Source organism: Mesorhizobium ventifaucium (assembly GCF_935822925.1).
Lineage (GTDB): Bacteria > Pseudomonadota > Alphaproteobacteria > Rhizobiales > Rhizobiaceae > Mesorhizobium > Mesorhizobium ventifaucium.
Map to the genome: position 1 here is coordinate 373,426 of NZ_CAKXZS010000011.1, position 21,757 is coordinate 395,182.

The window sequence follows — 21,757 nt, forward strand, 5'->3', positions numbered from 1 at the left end:
GCAGCGCTTATAGATGGCCGGTGATCTCAGGCGCTTGGTCCTGCCTGTCGCGCTTGCCGTCCTCGTAGACGATTGGGGCTGCCGCGAGTTCCTCTTCGGTGACGTCGTCGAGGCAGGCGACGTTCACCGCCCAGAAATTCCCGCCCATGAAGTCGAGATAGCCGCGCGACAGAAAATTCGCGCCGCAGTTCGGGCACATATAGTGGTTGATGTCGCCTTCCGGCCAGTTCGACGGCGTCGCCTTGTACTCCCGCATCCGGTCGCGGCCGTCCGTCACCCGCACGGCCTCATAGGCGGCGAAGGACTTCCGGTAGCCGAGTTTCCAGCAGAAGCTGCAATTGCATTTGCGGATGCCCTCAGTGAGGTCGATTTCGGCTTCGAAACGCACCGCACCGCAATGGCAGCTGCCGTGATAGGTCTTTTTCATGGTTTTCCTCCCAGAAATGTCCTGGCTCCGCCAAACCGGCAGCCGGAGCCAGAACATCCTTGCTCCAGGCATGACGCTTGACAAGCGGGCGCGACAAATCCACGATCATGGCAAGGGGTGCATCGCGACGACCCCGTGAGGCGTCAGCCCAACGTTCGCGTCCAAGCTTCTCTCTCAAGGAGGGTGGACGCCATGCCGTCGACAACCGCTATCACCGTTCCCCAACTGTCCCGTCTGATTGGTCTGCCGGGTGCGCCCGCGATCGTCGATGTTCGCATCGAGGAGGACTACAGCGCCGATCCGCGCCTGTTGCCGGCCTCAAACCGGCGTGACTTCAAAACCGTCTCGACCTGGGCATCCGAATTCGCCGGCAGCCGAGTGACGGTCGTCTGCCAAAAAGGGCAAAAGCTCTCACAAGGCGTGGCCGCATGGCTGCGGCATGAGGGCGTCAGTGCCGAATCCCTCGAAGGCGGGTTTGAAGCCTGGCGCGATGCCAAGGGGCCTTTGATCCATGCCGGCAAGATACCGCCCCGCGATGAAAAAGGCCGCACTGTGTGGGTGACGCGGAGCCGCCCGAAGGTCGATCGCATCGCCTGCCCCTGGCTGATCCGGCGCTTCATCGATTCGAGCGCGGTCTTCCTCTTTGTCGAGGCGGCCGAAGTGTCGGCGGTTGCGGATCGCTTTCAGGCCGTGCCTTTCGACATCGATAATGTGTTCTGGACTCATCGGGGCGAGTGCTGCACCTTCGACACGATGATCGAAGAGTTCGGGCTCGAATCAGAGGCGCTCGACCGCCTCGCCGTGATCGTGCGCGCAGCCGACACCGCAAGCCTCGATCGGGTTCCACAGGCTGCCGGCTTCCTGGCCGCCTCGCTTGGCCTGTCGCGGATGTTTCGCGACGATCTGGAACAGCTGGAGGCAGGAATGCTGCTCTACGATGCGTTTTTCCGATGGTGCCGCGATGCCACCGAGGAGACGCATAACTGGCCAGGCAAGCCGTCATGAGCGAAACGGGGACTTCTGCCAAAACGATCGAGATCGCCGAGGTGCCGGCAGCGCCTACCTTCCGCGAAGGCGTAAAACTCTGGGCGAAAATCGGCCTGCTCAGCTTCGGCGGGCCGGCCGGCCAGATCGCGCTCATGCACAGGGAACTGGTCGAGGAGAGGCGTTGGATCGGCGAGCAACGTTTCCTGCATGCGTTGAACTACTGCATGCTGCTGCCCGGCCCTGAAGCCCAGCAACTCGCCATCTATATTGGCTGGCTGCTGCACCGGACGATCGGCGGCCTGGTCGCCGGCATCCTGTTCGTCGCGCCGGGCGCGCTTGTGATGCTCACCTTGAGTATCCTCTATGCGCTATATGGCGACGCTCCCCTCGTCGAGGCACTGTTTTTCGGGGTCAAAGCGGCCGTGCTCGCCATCGTGATCGAGGCGATGATCCGGATCGGACGACGTGCCCTGAAGAACCGGGTCATGGTTTCGATCGCGCTCGCCGCCTTCATCGCCATCTATGCATTGAACATGCCGTTTCCGGTCATCGTCCTGCTTGCCGGCCTGACGGGCTGGATTGGAAATCGTGTTGCGCCAGCGCTTTTTTCCGGCGCGGCGCACGGCAAGGACGCGGTTCCCGACATCAAGGGCGCGGTCGACCTGATGTTCGAGCGCGGCGAACTGGCCCACACCCAGCCGACGCGATGGCATGCGCCGCGCACCGTCGCGATCTGGCTGCCGATCTGGCTCGGGCCGGTGCTGCTGATCTGGGCTTTTACCGGGTCTGCTAGTGTGTGGACGCAGATCGGCGGCTTCTTCAGCGTCATGGCGGTCGTCACCTTCGGCGGCGCCTACGCGGTGCTTGCCTATGTCGCGCAGGCAGCGGTCGAGTCCTTCGGCTGGCTCGCACCCGGTGAAATGGTCGATGGCCTCGGGCTTGCCGAAACGACGCCCGGCCCGCTCATTCTGGTCCTGCAGTTCGTCGGCTTTCTGGCCGCGTTCCGCCAATCGGGATCGTTGAGCCCGCTGCTTGCCGGATCGCTTGGCGCGATGCTCACCCTGTGGGCGACGTTCACGCCTTGCTTCTTCTGGATATTCCTCGGCGCGCCGTATATCGAATCCCTGCGCGGCAACAAGGCCCTGTCGGCGGCGCTGGGCGCGATCACCGCTGCCGTCGTCGGCGTCATCATGAATCTCGCTCTGTGGTTCGGCTTGCACGTCATTTTCGGCGAGGTGCGCACCATCGGGCTTGGAACGGACGTGCCGGTGCTCTCATCGATCGACTGGCGCGCGGCGCTGCTGTCGTGTGCTGCCATGATCGCCATTCTGAAGCTGAAGATCGGCATGCTGCCGACGCTTGCGGGATCGGCCCTCGCCGGTGTTTTGTTGCTGGCAGCGAGTGGTTAATGCATGTCGCGCAAAAGCATGCCTCGCGCCTGACCCGAGGGTGTGCAGTGGTTTGCGATAACGACAACAACCTAAAGCGCGTCGCATGCGGCCGGTCAAACGCGACGCGCTTTAGCGGCTGCCTGCGGTGGGCTTAGCTGCGGTTTCGGGCATTCGGATAGGGAACATCATGGCGAGACGGCGCTCCTCTCTAGGCTTCCTTGAAATGTTCGGCCGCTCAGGCGACCTCAGGCAACTCGACGCCGCGTTACGCGACGTCGACCTTCATCCCGCCCTTATGCCGGAAGGAGCAAAGCTCACCATCGTCAATCTGATGAAGGACCACTGGCCCGACGAGCCGCCGGCACAGGCCTACCCGCCGGTGGCCCAGCTGCTTGGCTACTGTATTGCCGGGCCTGAAGCATTCGAGCAATCCAACGGCCTTCAACTTAGGCTGGATGCGGAGCGCCGGCTTGAGGCGGCACTTGAGGCCGGCGACAGCTTCGATGCGCAAATCATACTGATGACGCTGCATGCCAAGCTGATCAGTGGCGAGGTCGTCGAGCGCCACGGGTTGAACGCCGAGTAGGCCATGATCCTGAAAAGTGGAACCCGGTTTTCAGAAAAGATCATGGTCAAACAGACCATGATCCCGAAAAGTGGAACCCGGTTTTCGGAAAAGATCATGGTCAAACAGAAAGCTAGAGCCCCATCCCGATTTTGTCGGGATGGATTAGGCTCTGACCGTTTCAGTTTTGACGAGAGAACCGTCTTCAGCCGCCCATGCCGCTGCGCGGCAGATGGATCAGATTGCCGAAGCTGGCGCGCAGCTTGTCGTCGACCGGCTTCGGAACGTGGCGCGGGAAGCGCTCGGCGAGGATGCGTTTCTTCTCGATGATCGCCCGCTGCAGGATGTCGGGCCTGCCTTTCTCGTTCCATTCCTTCGGCGAAAAGCGGTCGCCGACCGCCGGATAGAAATATTCCGTCTGCATCAGCCGCAGCGTCTGCTCGTTGCCGAGATAATGACCCGGCCCCTTCAGGCAGACGTCGGCGATGGTGTCTATCGACAGCGACTCATCGGTCACCTCGATGCCGCGCACGCAGCGCAGGCAATGGCCGAGCATGTCGTTGTCGATGATCAGGCTTTCCAGGCAAAAGCCGAGCAGCGAGGCGTGCATGCCGGCCGATTCATAGACAAGGTTGAGGCCGGCAAGGCCGGCCATCACGTCAGTGATGCCCTTTTCGTAACCGGACTGAATGTCGGGCAGCTTCGAATCCGTCATGCCGGCGGCCGAACCGCCGGGCAGGTCGTAGAATTGCGCCATCTGGGCGCAGGCCGCGGTCAGCACCGCTTGCTCGGCCGAGCCGCCGGACATGGCGCCGGTCCTGAGGTCGGAGACGAACGGCCAGGTGCCGAAGATCGCCGGATGTCCGGGTTTGATGGCATTGACATAGACGAGGCCGACGAGCACTTCGGCCACCGCTTGCACCACCGCACCGGCGATCGCCGCCGGCGCCGTGGCGCCGGCCTGGCCGGCCGACAGCAGCAGGATCGGAATGCCGCCTTCGACGCAGGCCTCGAGCACGCCGCAGGCATCCTCGGCAAACTTCATCGGCGGCACGACAAAACAGTTCGAATTGGAGACGAAAGGCCGCGCGCGAAAATTCTCTTCGCCGCCGGCAATCGCATAGAGCATGTCGAGTGCCGGCTTGACGTTCTCGCGCACCGTGAAGGATGTGCCGACATGCTTCGACGTGCCCATCACGCAGGCGTAAAGCGTGTTGAAATCCATATCGAGCGGATCGGGAATGTCGCGCGGCACCATTGGCCGCTGGAAGAAATGGATGTTGTCGAGCCCTTCGACGATGCGGGCGGCGTCATAGATGTCCTGCAGCAGCGATTCGCGATAACAGCGCTTCTCGACGTCGACCAGATGCACCGCTGCGCCAGCCGTGCCGTAATGCACGCGCTTGCCCTGGATCAGCATGTCGTGCCTGGGATCCTGGCCATGCAGGGTGAAATGGCGTGCCGCCTTCTTGATGGTGTCGAGGACGAGCGCGCGGGGAAAACGAATGCGGCCGTCCGCGCTGAGCGTGGCGCCGGCCTTGGTCAGCGCTTCGATGCAGGAGGGGATGGCATTGGCGAAGCCGACCGTTTCAAGCAGCGTCAGCACCGCTTCGTGAATGCGCTCGCGGTCGTTGTCGCTGAGCGGCCCGTAGCTTCCGCCTTCGAGGCCGGCGCGCACCGGCTTGATATCGTCGGCAAGCGGCGCTGCCCGCATGGCGCGACGCGCTTCGCGCCCGCCGGAACGCCGCGAACGTTGGTCCGAGGGCGTATCCGGCTTCTCGACAGCCACTGACATCGGAGGCACTCCACCTTTAGCTGCGAAGCGGGCGGCGGTGGTTGGTCCACCACCGGCCCGGTTCGTCCCCTTATCCCTCGAACTATGCCGCCGGCATTAGGACAGCCTATGGGCCAGGCGGTCCCGCCGCATATGCCAGGGCGCTAAAAAACGGCGGCCTGCGCAGGCCGAGGCCTCAAGCCGCGGCCGGCCTGCGCCCGGCTGCAGTCGCCAGTTCGCGGATGCCGGGCTCGATGTGCTGCAGCGCGATCGAGGAGATGCCCAGCCGCATGAAGCGCGACGGCTTTTCGGTGCGATCGAAGAAACGGTCGCCAGGCTCGATGATGACGCTGCGCGAGGCGGCGGCCTCGGCCAGCCCGCGCGAATCGGTGCCGCGCGGCCCTTCGAGCCAGAGCGACGCGCCGCCGGCGGAATCGGTCGAGCGCCACTCCGGCAGAAAGGCGGAAATCGCATGGATCAGACGCTTGCGCCGTTCGTCGAAGGCGCTCGACAGCCGCCGCACCAGCGCCTCGTGATGGCCAAGCGACAGGAACAGCGCGACCGCGCGCTGATTGTTGGCCGGCGGATGACGCAGCATGAAGCGACGCAGCGCGCGAAGCTCGGAGATCAGCCCGGCCGAGGCGACGATGTAGCCGAGCCTAAGGCCCGGAGCCAGCGTCTTCGACATCGAGCCGACATAGATGACGCGGCCGGAACGGTCGAGGCTCTTCAGCGCCTGCTGCGGCGCCTCGTCCAGAAGCTGGCTGTCATAGCCGTCCTCGATGATGATCTGGTTGTGGCGGTTGGCGCGCGCCAGCAAATCCTGCCGGCGCTCCGCCGACAGCGGGACCATGGTCGGGCAATGGTGGCTGGGCGTCACGAAGACGAAGCCGGAATCGCTGGGAATAGAAGCGGTTACAATGCCGGAATGGTCGACCGGGACCGGTATGACGTCGGCGCCCGCCAGCCGGAAGATCGAGCGTGCGTCGGGATAGCCGGGGTCTTCCATGGCCACCTTGGAGCCCTTGGTCATCAGCAGCGTCGCCAGCATGTAGAGCGCGTTCTGCGCACCGAGCGTGACGATGATCTCATCGGGATTGGCGAAGATGCCGCGCCGCGGCAACAGCCGCGCCTGGATCTGCTCGATCAAAAGCGGATCGTCGCGATCAACCATGTCGGACGCCCAGTTGCGGATCTCGAGCACGGCGAGCGCCATGCGGTTGCACTCGCGCCACTCGGCGGTCGGGAACAGTGCCGGATCGAACTGGCCATAGACGAAGGGGTAGGACGACTTGATCCAGTTGTCGTGCTTGGCCGGCGGCGGCATGTCGCTGGCCGCGATCTGCCGGCGCGCCTTCCAGTCGATCTCATTGGCCTGGTCTGGCGCCTTCTGGTGCGGTTTGGCCGGCGTCGCCAGCACGTCCGGATTGACGAAATGGCCGCGCCGTTCGCGCGCCACCAGGAAACCCTGGTCGACGAGCTGCTGGAAGGCCAGCACCACGGTGCCGCGCGCCACGCCGAGTTTCTCGGCCAGGATTCGGCAGGACGGAAGCGGCATCGAAGCGGCAATTTGCCGGTCGAGGATGGCGGCGACGATCGCTTGACGGATCTGCGCCTGCAGGGTCTGGCCGGACTCCGCCGAAATCCGGAACAGGCCGGACCATATGGCCGTGTCGTTTCGCTGTGGCATGGGAGTGTTCCTCGGATGGCCAGCTTTTTTACCTAGCTGGACCAGTCGAATGTACCGGTGGCACAAGCTGTTGCGCCAATCAATTTTTCTGATTGCTGGGATTTACGCCAGTGATCCTTCCCCAGCGTAACGTAACGCGTCATCCCAGCGCGACGCAACGCGTCATCCCCAGCGTGACGCAACGCGTCATCCCCAGCGCGACGCAACGCGTCATCCCCAGCGTGACGCGACGCGTCGTCCCCAGCGTGACGCAACGCGTCGTCCCCAGCGTGACGCAACGCGTCGTCCCCAGCGTGACGCAACGCGTCATCGCGGCGCATTGAAACCAGTCGATTTCGGCTAGATAGTTCGCCGCGACGACACGCGCCGGAAACATCCGGTCTGTTATGTTGGCATTTCAAGGCTCGGAGTGAGGCAGTGGATCAATCGTCCTTTCAAGAACAGCTCGACGCCCTGCGCGATCACCGTGCGGCCAGATCGGGCAGCATGCGCGAGGCTTTCACTGCTGATCCGCAGCGCTTCGAAAAATTCTCCGCCAGCGACGGCGACCTGCTGCTCGACTGGTCGAAATGCGCGGTCGATGCGCAGACGATGGATCTGCTCGAGAAGCTGGCGGCAGCCGCGGATCTCGAAGGCCGGCGCGCCGCGATGTTCTCAGGCAAGAAGATCAACGTCACCGAAGGCCGCGCCGTGCTGCACACCGCGCTGCGCAACCTGAACGGTAAGGGTATCGTGCTCGACGGTCAGGACGTGAAGGCGGAGGTTGTCGCCGTGCTCGACGCGATGGGCGCCTTCGCCGATGCGGTGCGCTCCGGCAAGGCGGCCGGCGCCACCGGCAAGAAGATCACCGACATCGTCAACATCGGCATCGGCGGGTCCGATCTTGGCCCGGCCATGGCGACGCTGGCGCTGGCGCCCTATCACGACGGGCCGCGCTCGCATTACGTGTCGAACATCGACGGCGCCCATATCCACGACACGCTGAAGGGCCTCTCCGCCGAAACCACGCTGTTCATCGTTGCTTCCAAGACCTTCACCACGATCGAGACGATGACCAATGCCGAGACGGCGCGCGAATGGGTGCAGAAGGCGCTCGGCAAGGAAGCGGTCGGAAAGCATTTCGCCGCCGTCTCGACGGCGCTCGACCTGGTGGCCAAGTTCGGTATTGCGTCCGATCGCGTCTTCGGCTTCTGGGACTGGGTCGGCGGACGCTATTCGGTGTGGGGCGCGATCGGCCTGCCGGTGATGATCGCCGTCGGCCCGAAGAATTTTCGCGCCTTTCTCGAGGGCGCGCATGCGATGGACGAACATTTCCAGACGGCGCCGCTGGCCAGGAACCTGCCGGCGCTGATGGGGCTGATCGGCTGGTGGCATCGGGTGATCTGCCAGTACCCCGCCCGCGCCATCATTCCCTACGACCAGCGCCTGTCGAGGCTGCCGGCCTATCTGCAGCAACTCGACATGGAATCGAACGGCAAGAGCGTCACCCTCGACGGCGGCGCTGTCACGACGCCGACCGGCCCGCTGGTCTGGGGCGAGCCCGGCACCAACGGCCAGCACGCCTTCTTTCAGCTGCTGCACCAGGGCACCGATTTCATCCCGGTCGAATTCCTCGCGGCGGCCATCGGCCATGAGCCGGATCTCAAGCATCACCACGACCTGTTGCTCGCCAACTGCCTGGCGCAGTCGGAGGCGTTCATGAAGGGCCGCACGCTGGAGGAAGCGCGCGCGCAGATGCTGGCAAAGGGCATGGCGCCCGCCGAAGTCGACAGGATCGCCCCGCACCGCGTCTTCTCCGGCAACCGGCCCTCGGTGACGATCCTCTACAGACAACTCGATCCGCATACGTTCGGACGGCTGATCGCGCTCTATGAGCACCGCGTCTTCGTCGAAGGCACGCTCTTCAACATCAATTCCTTCGACCAGTGGGGCGTCGAGCTGGGCAAGGAACTGGCGACCGGACTGCTGCCTGTCGTGGAAGGCAAGGAGAATGCCGCAAAGCGGGACGCTTCGACCGCCGGACTGGTGGGACACATCCATCGATTGCGCGGATCGGAGTAAGCGGCTTGGCCGAGATCAAGGGAATACTGTTCGACAAGGACGGCACCCTTGTCGACTTCAACGCAACATGGCTCGGCGTTGCCGATTTCATGGCGATGGATGCGGCGGAGGGTGACCGCTGGAAGGCCGACAGGCTGCTTGCCGCGGCGGGCTATGATTTCGCCACCAAACGCTTCAAGCCCGATTCCATCTTTGCCTCCGGCACCAACATGGATGTCGTCGAGCTTTGGTTTCCGCGGCTGTCGGACGAAGAGCAGATGCTTGCCGTCGCCCGCTTCAACGAGATCACCTCGGTGCAGGGTTCGGCGATGGCGGTGGCGCTGCCGGGCATCGTCGAGACGCTTGGCGTTCTTCACAGGAAATCCTACCGGCTCGGCGTCGCCACCAACGATTCGACCACTGGCGCGGAAAAGACATTGCTGACACTGGGTGTCGCGCAGCTGTTCGACGCCGCCTATGGTTATGATGCGGTGGCCAATCCGAAACCGGCCCCCGACACGATCCTCGCCTTCTCGGACCTGACCGGCCTGAGGCCGGCCGCGATCGCCGTGGTCGGCGACAATCGCCACGATCTGGAAATGGCGCGGGCCGGCGGCTGCGGCCTGGCGATCGGCGTGCTCTCCGGCACCGGCACGCGGGAATCGCTGTCGCAGATCGCCGACGTCATTCTGGATTCGGTTGCCGACCTGCCCGACTTTCTTTCGGCAAAGGTCAAGGAGACGATCTGAACTCGCCTTCGAGCTGCTCCGGCTCGAACGAGAAGACACCGCTCGGCTTCGCCGCGCCATTTGCTTGGCCGACATCCGGCACCTGGTATTCGGCCAGCAGGCGAAGCCGCGAGCGGGGCAGGTAGGCGCGGCCCGGGTCGCCGACCAGCACATTGATGCCGGCAGCCAGGCAGCGGTCGAGGAAGGGGATGACCCGGTCGGCGAGATCTTGCCGGTAAAACAAGTCGCCAGCTGCCACGACGTCCACCGGCGGCGGCGGCCCAGCGGTGATATCCTCGCCGACGACCGTGATTGCGACGCCGTTCGCCGCCGCATTGAGACCAAGCGCGGCGACGCCGTTGCGGTCGATCTCGGATGCAATCACTTCGCTGGCTCCGGCCTTTGCCGCGGCGATACCGACGAGGCCAGACCCGGCGCCGATGTCGAGCACGCGAAGCCCGGCCACGGTCTCCGGCCGATTGAGGATGTAGCGGGCAAGCACCGCGCCGCCGGCCCAGGCATAGGCCCAGTAAGGAGGCTGCGACTCGGGGCCGTCCTCGTCGGCTTCGCTTCCTTCTTCTTCCGGCTCGGCTGCTCGTCCCTGTGGACGCGTGAGCCGCCACAGGCCGCTCGCTGGATGGGCTGCATAAAGCCGGATTTCGGGAAGTGCCGGAACAGGGGCGATACGCATGTTTGCCTTGATGAATGTCAGCGGATCGGGACGGGAAAGCGTATCCGCCGCGTCATCGACAGTAAGGCTATCGCCCAAAGTTGTCCCTATTCCCGCAATGCCCGCCGCAGGATCTTGCCGACCGGCGTTTTCGGCAGTTCGGTCCGGAACTCGATGTATTTTGGCCGCTTGTAACCGGTCAGGTTGTCGCGGCAATAGACAGTCAGCACCTCTGCGGTCAGCAACGGGTCCTTCTTGACGACGAACAGCTTCGGCACTTCGCCTGAATGCTCGTCTGGCACGCCGATCGCGGCCACTTCGAGCACGCCCGGATGCAGGGCCACCACTTCCTCGAGTTCGTTCGGATAGACGTTGAAGCCGGACACGAGGATCATGTCTTTCTTGCGGTCGACGATCTTGGTGTAGCCGCGCTCGTCCATGAATCCCATGTCGCCCGACTTGAAGAAACCGTCCTTGGTCATCACCTTGGCGGTCTCGTCAGGCCGGTTCCAGTAGCCGGCCATCACCTGCGGTCCGCGGATGCAGATTTCGCCGACCTCGCCTGGCGGCAAATCGTTGCCGTCGTCGTCGCGGATGGCGATTTCGGTCGAGGGCAGCGGCAGGCCGATCGTGCCGGTGAAGGCGCCATTGCTGAACGTGTTGGCGGTGGCCACCGGCGAGGTTTCCGAAAGCCCGTAGCCCTCGGTAACCGGGCAGCCGGTCAAATTCTTCCAGCGTTCGGCGACACCCTTCTGCACCGCCATGCCGCCACCCAGCGTCAGGATCAGCGGTCTGAAGTCGAGCTTGCGGAAATCCTCATTGTTGAGCAGCGCGTTGAACAGCGTGTTGAGGCCAGGAAAGATGTGGATCGGGTATTTGCCGAGTTGCTTGACGAAGCCGGGAATGTCGCGCGGATTGGGAATGAGTATGTTCTGACCGCCCAGCTGCATGCCCATCAGCGCGTTAACTGTCAGCGCGAAGATATGGTAGAGCGGCAGCGCGCAGATGAAGTTGAGATGCGCCGGCTTGGGCTTGACCGTGAAGGCGTCCTCGATCCACAGCGCGTTCTGCGCGACGTTGGCCAGCACGTTGCTGTGGAGCAGCACCGCGCCCTTCGAGATGCCGGTGGTGCCGCCGGTATATTGCAGGAATGCGACGTCGTCGGCAGCGACCTTCACCGGCTTGAAATTCATGCCGGCGCCTGCCTTCAACGCGGCGTTGAACTTGACATGGCCCGGCAGCGACCAGGCCGGCACCATCTTCTTCACGCGGCGCACGACGAGATTGACGATCGTCCCCTTCAGGCCGCCAAGCATGTCGCCCATCGCCGCGACCACGACATGCTTGACCGCCGTTTTAGCGATCACCGCCTGCAAGGTGTTGGCGAAATTCTCGAGAATGACCATGGCTTGCGCGCCGGAATCCTTGAGCTGATGTTCCAGCTCGCGCGGCGTGTAGAGCGGGTTGACATTGACCACGACATAGCCGGCGCGCAGCACTGCCATCATCGCCACCGGATATTGCAGCACGTTCGGCATCATCAGCGCCACGCGTGCGCCTTTCGGCAGTCCCGTCGATTGCAGATAGGCGCCGAAGGCGGCCGATTGCCGCTCGACTTCCGCGTAGCTGATGGTCTTGCCCATGCAGGTAAAGGCCGGCCGGCTGGCGTACTGCTTGCAGACATCGGCGAGCAGATCGCCGATGGAGCCGAAGGGCAGAGCGCCGATCTCGGCCGGAACGACTTTCGGATAGCTTTTGAGCCAGGGTTTTTCCGGCAATCCGGCGGCAACCGCATTCGGCAAGCTTCCGGACGGATCTGGCTTTGACGCCGATGCAGCCGCTGTCGGTGCCGCCTTCGCCGCTGGTTTGGCGGCGGCGGGCTTTGCGCCAACCTTCGCGGATGCATCGGTCTCCGCGGATGCATTGGTCTTCGCGGATGCACCGGCCTTCGCGGACACAGCGGCCGCCTTCGACCTGGCTTTGGCCGTCGGCGCCTTTGGCCTTTGGCTTGTCCGGGGCTTGTCGGGGCTGGCCGGTTTCGCAGCAGTTTTGGCCTTGGCTGTCGCTGGCGCCGCCGTCCTTGGTGTTTTTGCCACTCGTCCCTCCCTCGATTGTTCTTGTTGTCTCTGCCTGCCCGCCGCGTCGCCTCCGAATGACAGAGACGTCCTCCGCTGCTGCCGGCATCCAGGAAATCCAGCCTGTCATCTATGTCCAGCCTGTCATCTATGTATTGCGACTATCGGCAGCCGTGCAAGTCTGCCCCTGCGGCAAGGTGGCAAGAAATCGTCCGCACCAATGACAAGCCGAAGGCGGCGGTTCCTCACCGTCGGATGCGCTGAAGATGATAAAAAAATGCAGTCGTTAACAATATCGTGATCGATTAGATCTAACATTTCATTCTCTCTTTCGGCGAGCCCGAAGAAAGAAATTCTGCTTCCCATGGGGTAGGCAAACCAGGTGTTCCAAAGCCGGAAAAACGGTGCTTATATGCGCGCTTCGCGAGCCTGATAGAGGGGCTTGGAAGAACATCAGGGAGTCCTCCATGAAAAAGAAACTGACTTTTGCGGCCGCGTTGCTGGCCGCAAGCGTCCTCGGTGGCATGGCCAATGCGAAACAGCTGGTCTATTGCTCGGAGGCGTCGCCGGCCGGCTTCGACCCGTCGCCGTGGAGCGGTGGCAACGACTTCGACGCGTCCTCGCGCACCATCTATTCGCGCCTGGTCGAGTTCGAGCACGGCAAAACCACCATCACACCCGGCCTCGCAGAGAGCTGGACGGTTTCCGACGACGGTCTCGAATACACGTTCAAGCTTCGGCCCGGCGTGAAGTTCCAGACCACCGACTATTTCACGCCGACGCGCGATCTCAACGCCGACGATGTGATCTTCTCCTTCGAACGGCAGTGGAAGAAGGAAAACCCGTGGTACAGTTATCTGGAAGGCACCGGCTGGGAATATTTCACCGGCATGGGCTTCCCGGATCTGCTCAAGGAAATCGTCAAGGTCGATGACCTGACGGTGAAATTCGTGCTGAACAAGCCTGAGGTCGCTTTCCTGCCGGACCTCGGCATGGATTTCGCTTCGATCGTCTCCAAGGAATACGCCGACCAGCTTGATAAGGCCGGCACCAGGCAGCAATTCACCCAGAAGCCGGTCGGCACCGGTCCGTTCCAGTTCGTCGACTACCAGGTCGATGCGGTCATCCGCTATGCGGCATGGGACGGCTACTATGGCGGCCGCCAGAAGATCGACGATCTGATCTTCGCCATCACGACCGATCCGGCCGTGCGCGCGCAGAAGCTGAAGGCGGGCGAGTGCGATATCATGTCGTACCCGGCGCCGGCCGACATTGCCGGCCTGCAGGCCGACCCGAACCTCAAGGTCGACGAGCAGGAAGGCCTGAACATCGGCTACATGGCCTACAACACGACGCAGCCGCCCTTCGACAAGGTCGAGGTCCGCAAGGCCCTCAACATGGCCGTCAACAAGCAGGCCATTCTCGATGCGGTCTATCAGGGCGCTGGCCAGGCGGCGATAAACCCGATCCCGCCGACGATGTGGTCCTATAACAAGGAGATCAAGGACGATCTGTACGATCCGGACGCGGCCAAGAAGATGCTGACTGATGCCGGTGTCACGGACCTCTCGATGAAGATCTGGGCAATGCCGGTCAGCCGCCCGTACAATCCGAACGCCCAACGGGTCGCGGAACTGATCCAGGCCGACTACGCCAAGATCGGCGTGAAGGCCGAGATCGTCAGCTACGAATGGACCGAGTATCGCGAACGCGGCAAGGCCAAGGACCGTGACGGCGCCTTCCAGCTCGGCTGGACCGGCGACAATGGCGATCCGGACAACTTCCTGTTCCTGCTCGGCTGCGATGCCATCGGCCAATCCAACTATGCGATCTGGTGCAACCAGGAGTTCGAAGCCCTGCTGCAGAAGGGCAAGGCGACAACGGACGTCGCCGAGCGCACCAAGATCTACGAGGAAGCTCAGGTCGTGTTCAAGCGTGAGGCGCCGTGGCTGACCATCGCCCATTCCAAGGTCTTCATGCCGATGAACAAGAAAGTTACCGGCTTCGTCATGGATCCGCTCGGCATTCATCGGTTTGACGGCGTCGACGTCACCGAATAACTCCTGAGAAATTGGACGGCGGCGCTGGACTTCCGGCGCCGCCGTTCTATGAAGTAAGATGCTCCGCTATCTCCTCCACAAGCTCGCCTTGATCGTCCCGACCGTGTTCGGCATATCGCTGGCGGCGTTCGCTTTCGTCCGGCTTTTGCCGGGTGACCCGATCACGGCCTTGGCCGGCGAGCGCGGCGTCAGCCCGGAACGCTACGCCGAGCTTGTCGAACGGTTTGGCTACAACCGGCCTTATGTCGTCCAGTATCTCGAGTATATCGGCAGGGTCCTGACCGGCGACTTCGGCATATCGCTCGCCACCAAACGGCCGGTGCTCGGTGAATTCCAGGCGCTGTTTCCGGCGACGCTGGAACTGGCGACGATCGCGCTGATCATCGCCGTCCTCATCGGCATTCCCGCCGGCATCTTCGCCGCGGTCAAGCGCGGATCATGGTTCGACCAGGCGACGATGGGGGTGGCGCTGACCGGTTATTCGATGCCGATCTTCTGGTGGGGGCTGCTGCTCATCATCTTCTTCTCCGGCTATCTCGGCTGGACGCCGGTTTCCGGCCGCATCGGCCTTCAATATTTCTTCAAGCCGACGACTGGGTTCATGCTGATCGACAGCCTGATCTCCGGCAAGAGCGGCGCTTTCAGGTCCGCCGCCAGTCATCTGGTCCTGCCGGCGATCGTGCTGGCGACGATCCCGCTCGCCGTCATAGCGCGCCAGACGCGGTCGGCGATGCTGGAGGTGCTGGGCGAAGACTACGTCCGCACCGCCCGCGCCAAGGGCCTGGCGCCGCGTCGCGTCATCGGGCTTCACGCTTTTCGCAATGCGCTGATCCCCGTCGTTACCACCATCGGCTTGCAGGTCGGCACGCTGATGGCGGGCGCCATCCTGACCGAAACGATCTTTTCCTGGCCCGGTATCGGCAAGTGGATGATCGACGCGATCGCCAAGCGCGACTATGTCGTCGTCCAGAGCGGCTTGCTGATCATCGCGCTGATCGTCATGGCAGTGAACCTGATCGTCGACGTGCTCTATGCCGTCATCAACCCACGTATCCGGGTGCAGTGAGATGACCGACCAAACCACGGCAGAAGCCACCGCCGCCTCCATTCCGACTGGCGGCCGGCAACGCGCCTTCACCGAGTTCTGGCATTACTACTCGATGAACACCGGCGCCGTCATCGGCCTGGTCGTGTTCACTGCTCTGGTGCTGGTGGCGATCTTCGCGCCGCTGGTCGCGCCGCATTCGCCTGACGAACAGTTTCGCGATGCGCTGCTGGCGCCGCCGGCCTGGCAGGAGGGCGGCAAATCGATGTTCCTGCTCGGCACCGACGCCGTTGGCCGGGACATGCTTTCGCGCCTGATTTTCGGGGCGCGGTTCTCGCTGTTCATTGGACTGGTCGTCGTCGTTTTCTCGCTGACCAGCGGCATCGTCCTCGGCGTGCTCGCGGGTTATTTCCGCGGCTGGGTCGATACGCTGATCATGCGCGTCATGGACGTCATTCTGGCCTTCCCGTCGCTGCTCCTTGCCCTGGTTCTGGTGGCGATCCTCGGGCCCGGCCTGTTCAACGCCATGCTGGCGATCGCGCTGGTGCTGCAGCCGCATTTCGCGCGGCTCACCCGCGCGGCGGTGATGGCCGAAAAGAACCGCGAATATGTCATCTCCGCCAAGGTGGCCGGTGCCAGCCATCTCAGGCTGATGTTGAAGACGATCCTGCCGAACTGCATGGCGCCGCTGATCGTGCAGGCGACGCTGTCCTTCTCCAACGCCATTCTCGAGGCCGCCGCTCTTGGCTTCCTTGGCGTCGGCGCGCAGCCGCCAACGCCGGAATGGGGCACCATGCTGGCCACGGCGCGCGAGTTCATCCTGCGCGCGCCATGGGTGGTGACCTTCCCCGGCCTTGCCATCCTGATCACGGTGCTTGCCATCAACCTGATCGGCGATGGGCTGCGCGATGCCTTCGATCCCAAGCTGAAGAGGTCGTGAGCATGCCTCTTCTCGAGATCAGGAACCTCACCGTGTCGTTCGATACCGCTGCCGGACCGTTCATGGCCGTGCAAGGCATCGACCTGTCGATCGAGCCGCGCGAGGTGCTGGCGATCGTCGGCGAATCCGGCTCCGGCAAATCGGTGGCGATGCTGGCGGTGATGGGGCTGCTGCCGAACACGGCGACGGTGAAGGCCGATCGCATGGCCTTTGACGGCATCGACCTGCTTGAGCTCAGCCCGTCCGAGCGCCGCAAGATCGTCGGCAAGGACATCTCGATGATCTTCCAGGAGCCGATCGCCAGCCTCAATCCGTGCTTCACCGCCGGCTTCCAGATCGAGGAGGTGCTGCGCTTCCATATGGGCATGGACCGCGCCCAGCGCCGGGCCCGCGCCACCGAGTTGATGAAGCTGGTCGGCATTGCCGATCCGGAAGAGCGGCTGAACTCGTTCCCGCACCAGATGTCGGGCGGCCAGTGCCAGCGCGTCATGATCGCCATCGCCATCGCCTGCAATCCCAAGCTGCTGATCGCCGACGAGCCGACCACCGCGCTCGACGTCACCATCCAGAAGCAGATCCTCGATCTTTTGGTCGGCCTGCAGGCCAAATACGGCATGGGGCTGATCATGATCACCCACAATATGGGCGTCGTCGCCGAGACCGCCGACCGTGTCATCGTCCAGTACAAGGGCCGCAAGATGGAAGAGGCCGACGTTCTGTCGCTGTTCGAGCAGCCGAAGAGCAACTACACGCGGGCGCTGCTGTCGGCGCTGCCGGAGAACGCCGTCGGCGACCGGCTGCCGACCATTTCCGACATGCTGTTCGAACCGGCCCCCTCTGCAACGGGAGCCGCGTCATGAGCGTGACGGTTCTCGAAGGCAAGAACATCGTGCGCGACTATCATGTCGGCGGCGGCCTGTTTCGTCCCTCGCGCACGGTGCACGCGGTCAAGGGCGTTTCGTTCAGCGTCGACAAGGGCAAGACGCTGGCCATCGTCGGCGAAAGCGGCTGCGGCAAGTCAACGCTCGCCCGCATCATCACGCTGATCGATCCCGCGACAGCGGGCGAGCTCTTTATCGACGGCAACAAGGTCGACATCGCCAGGAATGGGCTGTCGAAGGAGATGCGCCGCAAAGTGCAGATCGTCTTCCAGAACCCCTATGGGTCGCTCAATCCGCGGCAGAAGATCGGCGACGTGCTGGGCGAGCCACTGCTCATCAACACCGACAGGCCGGCGGACGAACGGCGCGATCTCGCGATGAAGATGCTGAAGAAGGTCGGCCTTGGACCCGAGCATTACAACCGCTACCCGCACATGTTCTCGGGCGGCCAGCGCCAGCGCATCGCCATTGCCCGCGCGCTGATGCTCAATCCGAGTCTTTTGGTGCTCGACGAGCCGGTGTCTGCGCTCGATCTGTCGGTGCAGGCGCAGGTGCTCAACCTGCTCGCCGACCTGCAGGACGAGTTCGAGCTGACCTACGTCTTCATCAGTCACGACCTGTCGGTGGTGCGCTACATCGCCGACGACGTGATGGTCATGTATTATGGCGAGGCCGTCGAATACGGCTCGCGCGACGAGGTCTTTGCCGACCCCAAGCACAGCTACACCAAAACACTGTTCGCGGCGACGCCGCGCGCCGACGTCGCCAGCATCAAGGCGAGGCTGGCGAAGAAGAGGGCTGCCTGACGCCGCAATCGCGGCACCCAGTCCATGCTGAGCTTCAGGGCGCCGGCTGATCAAAGGGCTACAGCGACACCATGCCCGCGCCCAGCCGAAGTTAGATCACTGAGGCGTGTTGAAGGTTAGCTACCAAACCATGTGCCCTGCGGGACGGCTTCAGCCTCACAGTGGTGTATGGCAGGTGGAGCGATTGGGGGGCCGGTCCTGTGTCGGGGATGGGAGGGGAGGTCACGCAAGGTGATGAGAACAGCAGCCTTCGATTTTGCTCACTCGATCAGCCTCCGTTGCTTGAGTTTGTAGCCCGCAGGTTTCTTTACCTTTTCTAAGTGACCCTCGTCGACCAAACGGCCCAGCCATTGTTTTGCTTGCCGGCTAGAAATTCTGAGGACGTCAGCAACGTCATCATCCTTCATTGAATGGTCGCTCACGTGGCGCAGGATCAACTCGCGCACCGTCGCAAATAGGATTTCCGCGGGAGCTTCCGGCTGATTGGCTAACTGCTCGGACGCGATTGCGTCGATAGCACCATCGTGACTGACTATTGCCGAGGATGTGGGTGCACTCTCTCGGGAAACGTGCGGCGCAGGAGATATGTCAGCGGCCATCTTCGCTGCAAATAGGGCAAGATCACCTTGAGAAGGTTCTTCAGCGGAAGCATTTAATGTTTCTTGCAGTGCTTCAGGAGTATCTGGGTTCGGCCACGGCCAAGCACCCTTGCGGCGCAGGGCGGCGAGTCCCGGCGACACATCCCCCGTCGATCGTACATACAATGGACCAAACTTGAACTTGTCGAGCTGCTCAGTGGCTCCAGCCCACGTCCCGCCTTTGTCGAGATCAGAGCTGACCACCAAAGAAGCGTCAGCCAACGCGTAGATAAGTTTGTTACGTTGCATGGCATTGCCAACATGGAATGCTGCGTTGGGGTCGTATGGCGACACCAGTGCGAGCTGGCCATGAAGCAACATGTTCCGGTGCTCTCGAACCATTGCCTGCTTTTCGAGACTGTCTGCTAAGACGCCACAAGCTTGGCCTCCCTCCTCCAAAGCCCCCCTCATGGCCGCCTGATCAATTCCTTTGGCACCGCCCGAAATGATGGACCGGTCGGCCCGGGCAACCAAGCGGCCCACCGCCATTGTGTAGTCAAACAAATCATCATCGATGTGGCGCGATCCAACCACTGCCAGGCCACCTTTGTCCAACAGACCCACCTCCCCACAGCCAAAAAGCAGAGCGGGAGCTTGGCTACCTAGTCGTGCTTTCAAGCGTTGAGGGTATGCAGGGTCAGGACGGCTGATCACCCAGATGGCCCGCGCCTGCCAACGTTCCACGGCTTGGCTCAACTGAAAGCCACGTCCAAGCAGCCGTTGGAGGCGCTCTATGTCGACGACCGTTCTATAAACCTGAAGGCTTTCAGCCGATCTCGCCGCCAGGAGATCGGCCGGCTCACATCCAACTTCACGCAAGCGTTGAGCGAGACGATTATATTCACTGAGGGTCAGTATGTCGGATTTTGGCGAATTCCGTCCGACAATCAAGTGAGCGGTGATCAAGAGGATTGCTTTGGCGTTGGGAGAAAGTGAAGGCATCATTCGTTATGCCCAGTCAGCGAAAGAGCCATCGGCCATACCTCGCCGCATCCATTCACGCGCAATAGCCATGCCGAAACCGTCAATGTCCAGCGGGAATCGACCATATCATCAACCAAAAGTACCGGTCCCGGCGGAATCGGGCGATTGCTAAGTACTAAGGAACCATCGACATTCCGTGCCTGCTGAGTGCTGTTCGCCATTGTCTTTTGCTCAGGCCGGTAATTCGTTTTCACAAGGGCCACGTGAAAAGGTAGGTTCAGTTCGACGGCTAAGCGCCGCCCAAAATCCGGCACGAGGTCGGGATGCCTTAGCGATGGAACGCAAGTAAGCCAGGCCGGAGCTGGCTGTGGGTTCCATTCACGGATCATCTTCGCGCACGCGGCCACCAGGTCATCGGAGAAGCGGTTGTCGTCATATTTGCCGCGCCGGACCAAACCACCCCATCCCGCATCGCCCCAAATACACAGGGCCTTACCCGGTTGAGCCTGATGCCTCGCCTCAATGGGGCCTCTCAGTCCGTATCGCGGCAACCCACCCGTCGGCCACTGTTTTCGGGGCTCAAAGGGCAAACTGGTTCGCCGTAGGAATGCGATAGCCTCATTGATGAGTTCTTCGCTCACTCTCGTTGGCAGCGGAGGCAATAGAGGCACAGTGACGAGGCTGGGGTCCCCATCAAGAGCGTCGATCAAGAACTTCATATGCTGGCCAAACGGCAAATCGACATATTCCTGCATCTGCAGATGTTCATCTCGTCTCAAGGCGGTCAAGCGCTCCGCTCGCTCCCAAAAACTATTGCTCAGTTGCGCCGCCGTGAGCTGCCACTTGCTGCCTTGTTTCGCTATCGGAGCGGGTGCTTCAAGCGATAGCAGGGCAATCGTTTTCTCGATCCGGCCTCTGCTGAGATTGACTTTGCCGAGCAGTTCCGGAACCGACAGCCCTGCTGGCTCCTCTTCCAACGCGGCAAGCACTGAAGCTACTTCCTCCTGAGTTGGAAATGCGCTGCGAATGAACCAGTCCGTGATCTCCGCTTCTTCCTGACCGCTGAGCGGAACGCCGTACGCCGATTCTAAGGCACGTCCGGCGCGTCCCACTTGCTGATAGTAGGCAACGACCGACCCAGGCGTCTGGTAGTGAATTACGAACGCGAGATCAGGCTTGTCGTAGCCCATTCCCAAGGCGGTAGTTGCGATCAGCGCCTTCACTCGGTTGTCGAGCAGTGCTTGCTCCAGTTCCTCGCGCCGTTCGCCCGTCTCGCCCGTATAGGCTTCCACATCAAAACCGCGCGTTCCCAACCAGCGAGCAACTTGGTTCGCGTCACGAACGGTCAGTGTATAAATTATTCCATGGCCTGCCAACGTCGCGAGCTGTTCGGCGAGCCAAGCCAAGCGCTCTGCTTGCGTGGGCAACCTGATAGTCTGTAGTGAGAGCGATGTACGGTTCAGGTCCCCGCGGGAGACGCTTAGATCGGGCCCTAGAACGGTAACCAAATCATCCATCACGCGGTCGTTGGCTGTTGCCGTGGTCGCGAGCAAGCGCAAGTTTGGCGGCAGTGTTGCGACGATCCGCTCCAGAAGGCGGTAATGCGGGCGAAAGTCGTGCCCCCAGTCCGATATACAATGCGCTTCGTCCACGACTAGTAAGCTGATCTGAGCTGAAATGCCTGCGAGCACCTGCATTCGAAATCGCTCATTGGCCAACCTCTCGGGAGAGATCAGCAATATGTCGAGTTCGCCACGGGCAAGCCTCGCCTCCACAGAAGCCCACTCATCCATGTTGTCTGAATTTATAGTGGCGGCGCGAACGCCAATTCGCTCGGCAGCGGCGATCTGATTGCGCATCAACGCCAGCAATGGTGAGATCAATAGAGCTGGCCCGGAGCTGGCCTCACGCAGAAGTTTTGTGGCGATGAAATATACGAAGCTCTTGCCCCAACCAGTCCTTTGGACCACCAGTAGGCGACCATGCCCCTGAACGATGTGACGGATCGCCTCTTCCTGACCGTCGCGAAATACCGCATCGGCTAGCCCGGAACCGGTTCTAAGCACGTCCAATGCCCGAGCTGGATCATAGTTCACGATGTTCCTTCCTTTCCTCG

General features: G+C 62.3%; 18 protein-coding genes. 11 read left to right on the plus strand and 7 right to left on the minus strand.

Annotated features, from left to right (window positions below):
* Positions 1–7: 7 nt before the first annotated feature.
* A complete protein-coding gene (locus NMG70_RS10020; RefSeq protein ID WP_254024334.1) occupies positions 8–427 on the minus strand; it encodes a GFA family protein in 420 nt (139 codons plus the stop codon).
* A gap of 192 nt (positions 428–619) precedes the next feature.
* Between NMG70_RS10020 and NMG70_RS10025 the strand changes: the two genes are divergently transcribed.
* The 3 genes from NMG70_RS10025 (at position 620) to NMG70_RS10035 (ending at position 3,391) form a co-directional block, all read left to right on the plus strand.
* Positions 620–1,432 (plus strand): chromate resistance protein ChrB domain-containing protein, encoded by an 813-nt coding sequence (locus NMG70_RS10025; protein WP_254024335.1) that lies wholly within the window; start codon positions 620–622, stop codon positions 1,430–1,432.
* Positions 1,429–2,823 (plus strand): chromate efflux transporter, encoded by a 1,395-nt coding sequence (gene chrA / locus NMG70_RS10030; RefSeq protein WP_254024336.1) that lies wholly within the window; start codon positions 1,429–1,431, stop codon positions 2,821–2,823. Before NMG70_RS10025 ends, chrA begins: the two co-directional genes overlap by 4 nt.
* Before the next feature lie 169 nt (positions 2,824–2,992).
* Positions 2,993–3,391, plus strand: a complete 399-nt coding sequence (locus NMG70_RS10035; protein ID WP_254024337.1) for a hypothetical protein — start codon at positions 2,993–2,995, stop codon at positions 3,389–3,391.
* Between the two features lie 184 nt (positions 3,392–3,575).
* Here the strand turns inward: NMG70_RS10035 and NMG70_RS10040 are convergent, their stop codons facing one another.
* Both NMG70_RS10040 and pdxR read right to left on the minus strand, forming a co-directional pair.
* Positions 3,576–5,165, minus strand: a complete 1,590-nt coding sequence (locus NMG70_RS10040; RefSeq protein ID WP_254024338.1) for a trimethylamine methyltransferase family protein — start codon at positions 5,163–5,165, stop codon at positions 3,576–3,578.
* 175 nt (positions 5,166–5,340) lie between these two features.
* On the minus strand, positions 5,341–6,834 hold the full coding sequence (gene pdxR / locus NMG70_RS10045; RefSeq protein ID WP_254019169.1) for a MocR-like pyridoxine biosynthesis transcription factor PdxR: 1,494 nt from the start codon (positions 6,832–6,834) through the stop codon (positions 5,341–5,343).
* 110 nt (positions 6,835–6,944) lie between these two features.
* Here pdxR and NMG70_RS10050 point away from each other — a divergent pair, with 110 nt between their 5' ends.
* From NMG70_RS10050 to NMG70_RS10060, 3 genes are all read left to right on the plus strand, one after another.
* Positions 6,945–7,157 (plus strand): hypothetical protein, encoded by a 213-nt coding sequence (locus NMG70_RS10050; RefSeq protein WP_254024339.1) that lies wholly within the window; start codon positions 6,945–6,947, stop codon positions 7,155–7,157.
* A 94-nt stretch (positions 7,158–7,251) separates the two neighbouring features.
* Positions 7,252–8,895 carry a glucose-6-phosphate isomerase gene (pgi, locus tag NMG70_RS10055; protein WP_254024340.1) on the plus strand — a complete coding sequence of 548 codons (1,644 nt, stop codon included), beginning with the start codon at positions 7,252–7,254 and terminating at the stop codon, positions 8,893–8,895.
* Between the two features lie 5 nt (positions 8,896–8,900).
* Positions 8,901–9,623 (plus strand): HAD family hydrolase, encoded by a 723-nt coding sequence (locus NMG70_RS10060; protein ID WP_254024341.1) that lies wholly within the window; start codon positions 8,901–8,903, stop codon positions 9,621–9,623.
* On the opposite strand, the gene NMG70_RS10065 is transcribed toward NMG70_RS10060, so the two are convergent.
* Both NMG70_RS10065 and NMG70_RS10070 read right to left on the minus strand, forming a co-directional pair.
* Complete coding sequence (locus NMG70_RS10065) at positions 9,607–10,371, minus strand: class I SAM-dependent methyltransferase (RefSeq protein WP_436798367.1); 765 nt, start codon at positions 10,369–10,371, stop codon at positions 9,607–9,609. The two genes, NMG70_RS10060 and NMG70_RS10065, sit on opposite strands and share 17 nt — an antisense overlap.
* Positions 10,372–10,379: 8 nt before the next feature.
* Entirely contained in the window at positions 10,380–12,368 is a 1,989-nt protein-coding gene (locus NMG70_RS10070) for a long-chain fatty acid--CoA ligase (protein ID WP_254024342.1), read from the minus strand.
* Positions 12,369–12,814: 446 nt separating this feature from the next.
* Between NMG70_RS10070 and NMG70_RS10075 the strand changes: the two genes are divergently transcribed.
* Genes NMG70_RS10075 through NMG70_RS10095 form a run of 5 tightly spaced genes read left to right on the plus strand, consistent with a single transcriptional unit; the run spans position 12,815 to position 18,079 of the window.
* Positions 12,815–14,407, plus strand: coding sequence for an ABC transporter substrate-binding protein (locus tag NMG70_RS10075; RefSeq protein ID WP_254024343.1), 1,593 nt, complete (start codon positions 12,815–12,817; stop codon positions 14,405–14,407).
* A 58-nt stretch (positions 14,408–14,465) separates the two neighbouring features.
* On the plus strand, positions 14,466–15,473 hold the full coding sequence (locus NMG70_RS10080; RefSeq protein ID WP_254024344.1) for an ABC transporter permease subunit: 1,008 nt from the start codon (positions 14,466–14,468) through the stop codon (positions 15,471–15,473).
* A 1-nt stretch (position 15,474) separates the two neighbouring features.
* Positions 15,475–16,392 (plus strand): ABC transporter permease subunit, encoded by a 918-nt coding sequence (locus NMG70_RS10085; protein ID WP_254024345.1) that lies wholly within the window; start codon positions 15,475–15,477, stop codon positions 16,390–16,392.
* 2 nt (positions 16,393–16,394) lie between these two features.
* The gene (locus tag NMG70_RS10090; protein WP_254024524.1) at positions 16,395–17,252 is read left to right on the plus strand and encodes an ABC transporter ATP-binding protein; all 858 of its coding nucleotides are present in this window, start codon (positions 16,395–16,397) and stop codon (positions 17,250–17,252) included.
* Positions 17,249–18,079 (plus strand): dipeptide ABC transporter ATP-binding protein, encoded by an 831-nt coding sequence (locus NMG70_RS10095; protein WP_254024346.1) that lies wholly within the window; start codon positions 17,249–17,251, stop codon positions 18,077–18,079. The genes NMG70_RS10090 and NMG70_RS10095 overlap by 4 nt, the downstream gene beginning before the upstream one ends.
* A gap of 260 nt (positions 18,080–18,339) precedes the next feature.
* Here NMG70_RS10095 and NMG70_RS10100 read toward each other — a convergent pair whose 3' ends face one another.
* Positions 18,340–19,662, minus strand: a complete 1,323-nt coding sequence (locus NMG70_RS10100) for a DNA-processing protein DprA (protein WP_254024347.1) — start codon at positions 19,660–19,662, stop codon at positions 18,340–18,342.
* Positions 19,659–21,737, minus strand: coding sequence for a RecQ family ATP-dependent DNA helicase (locus tag NMG70_RS10105; protein ID WP_254024348.1), 2,079 nt, complete (start codon positions 21,735–21,737; stop codon positions 19,659–19,661). The genes NMG70_RS10100 and NMG70_RS10105 overlap by 4 nt, the downstream gene beginning before the upstream one ends.
* Between the last annotated feature and the right edge of the window lie 20 nt (positions 21,738–21,757).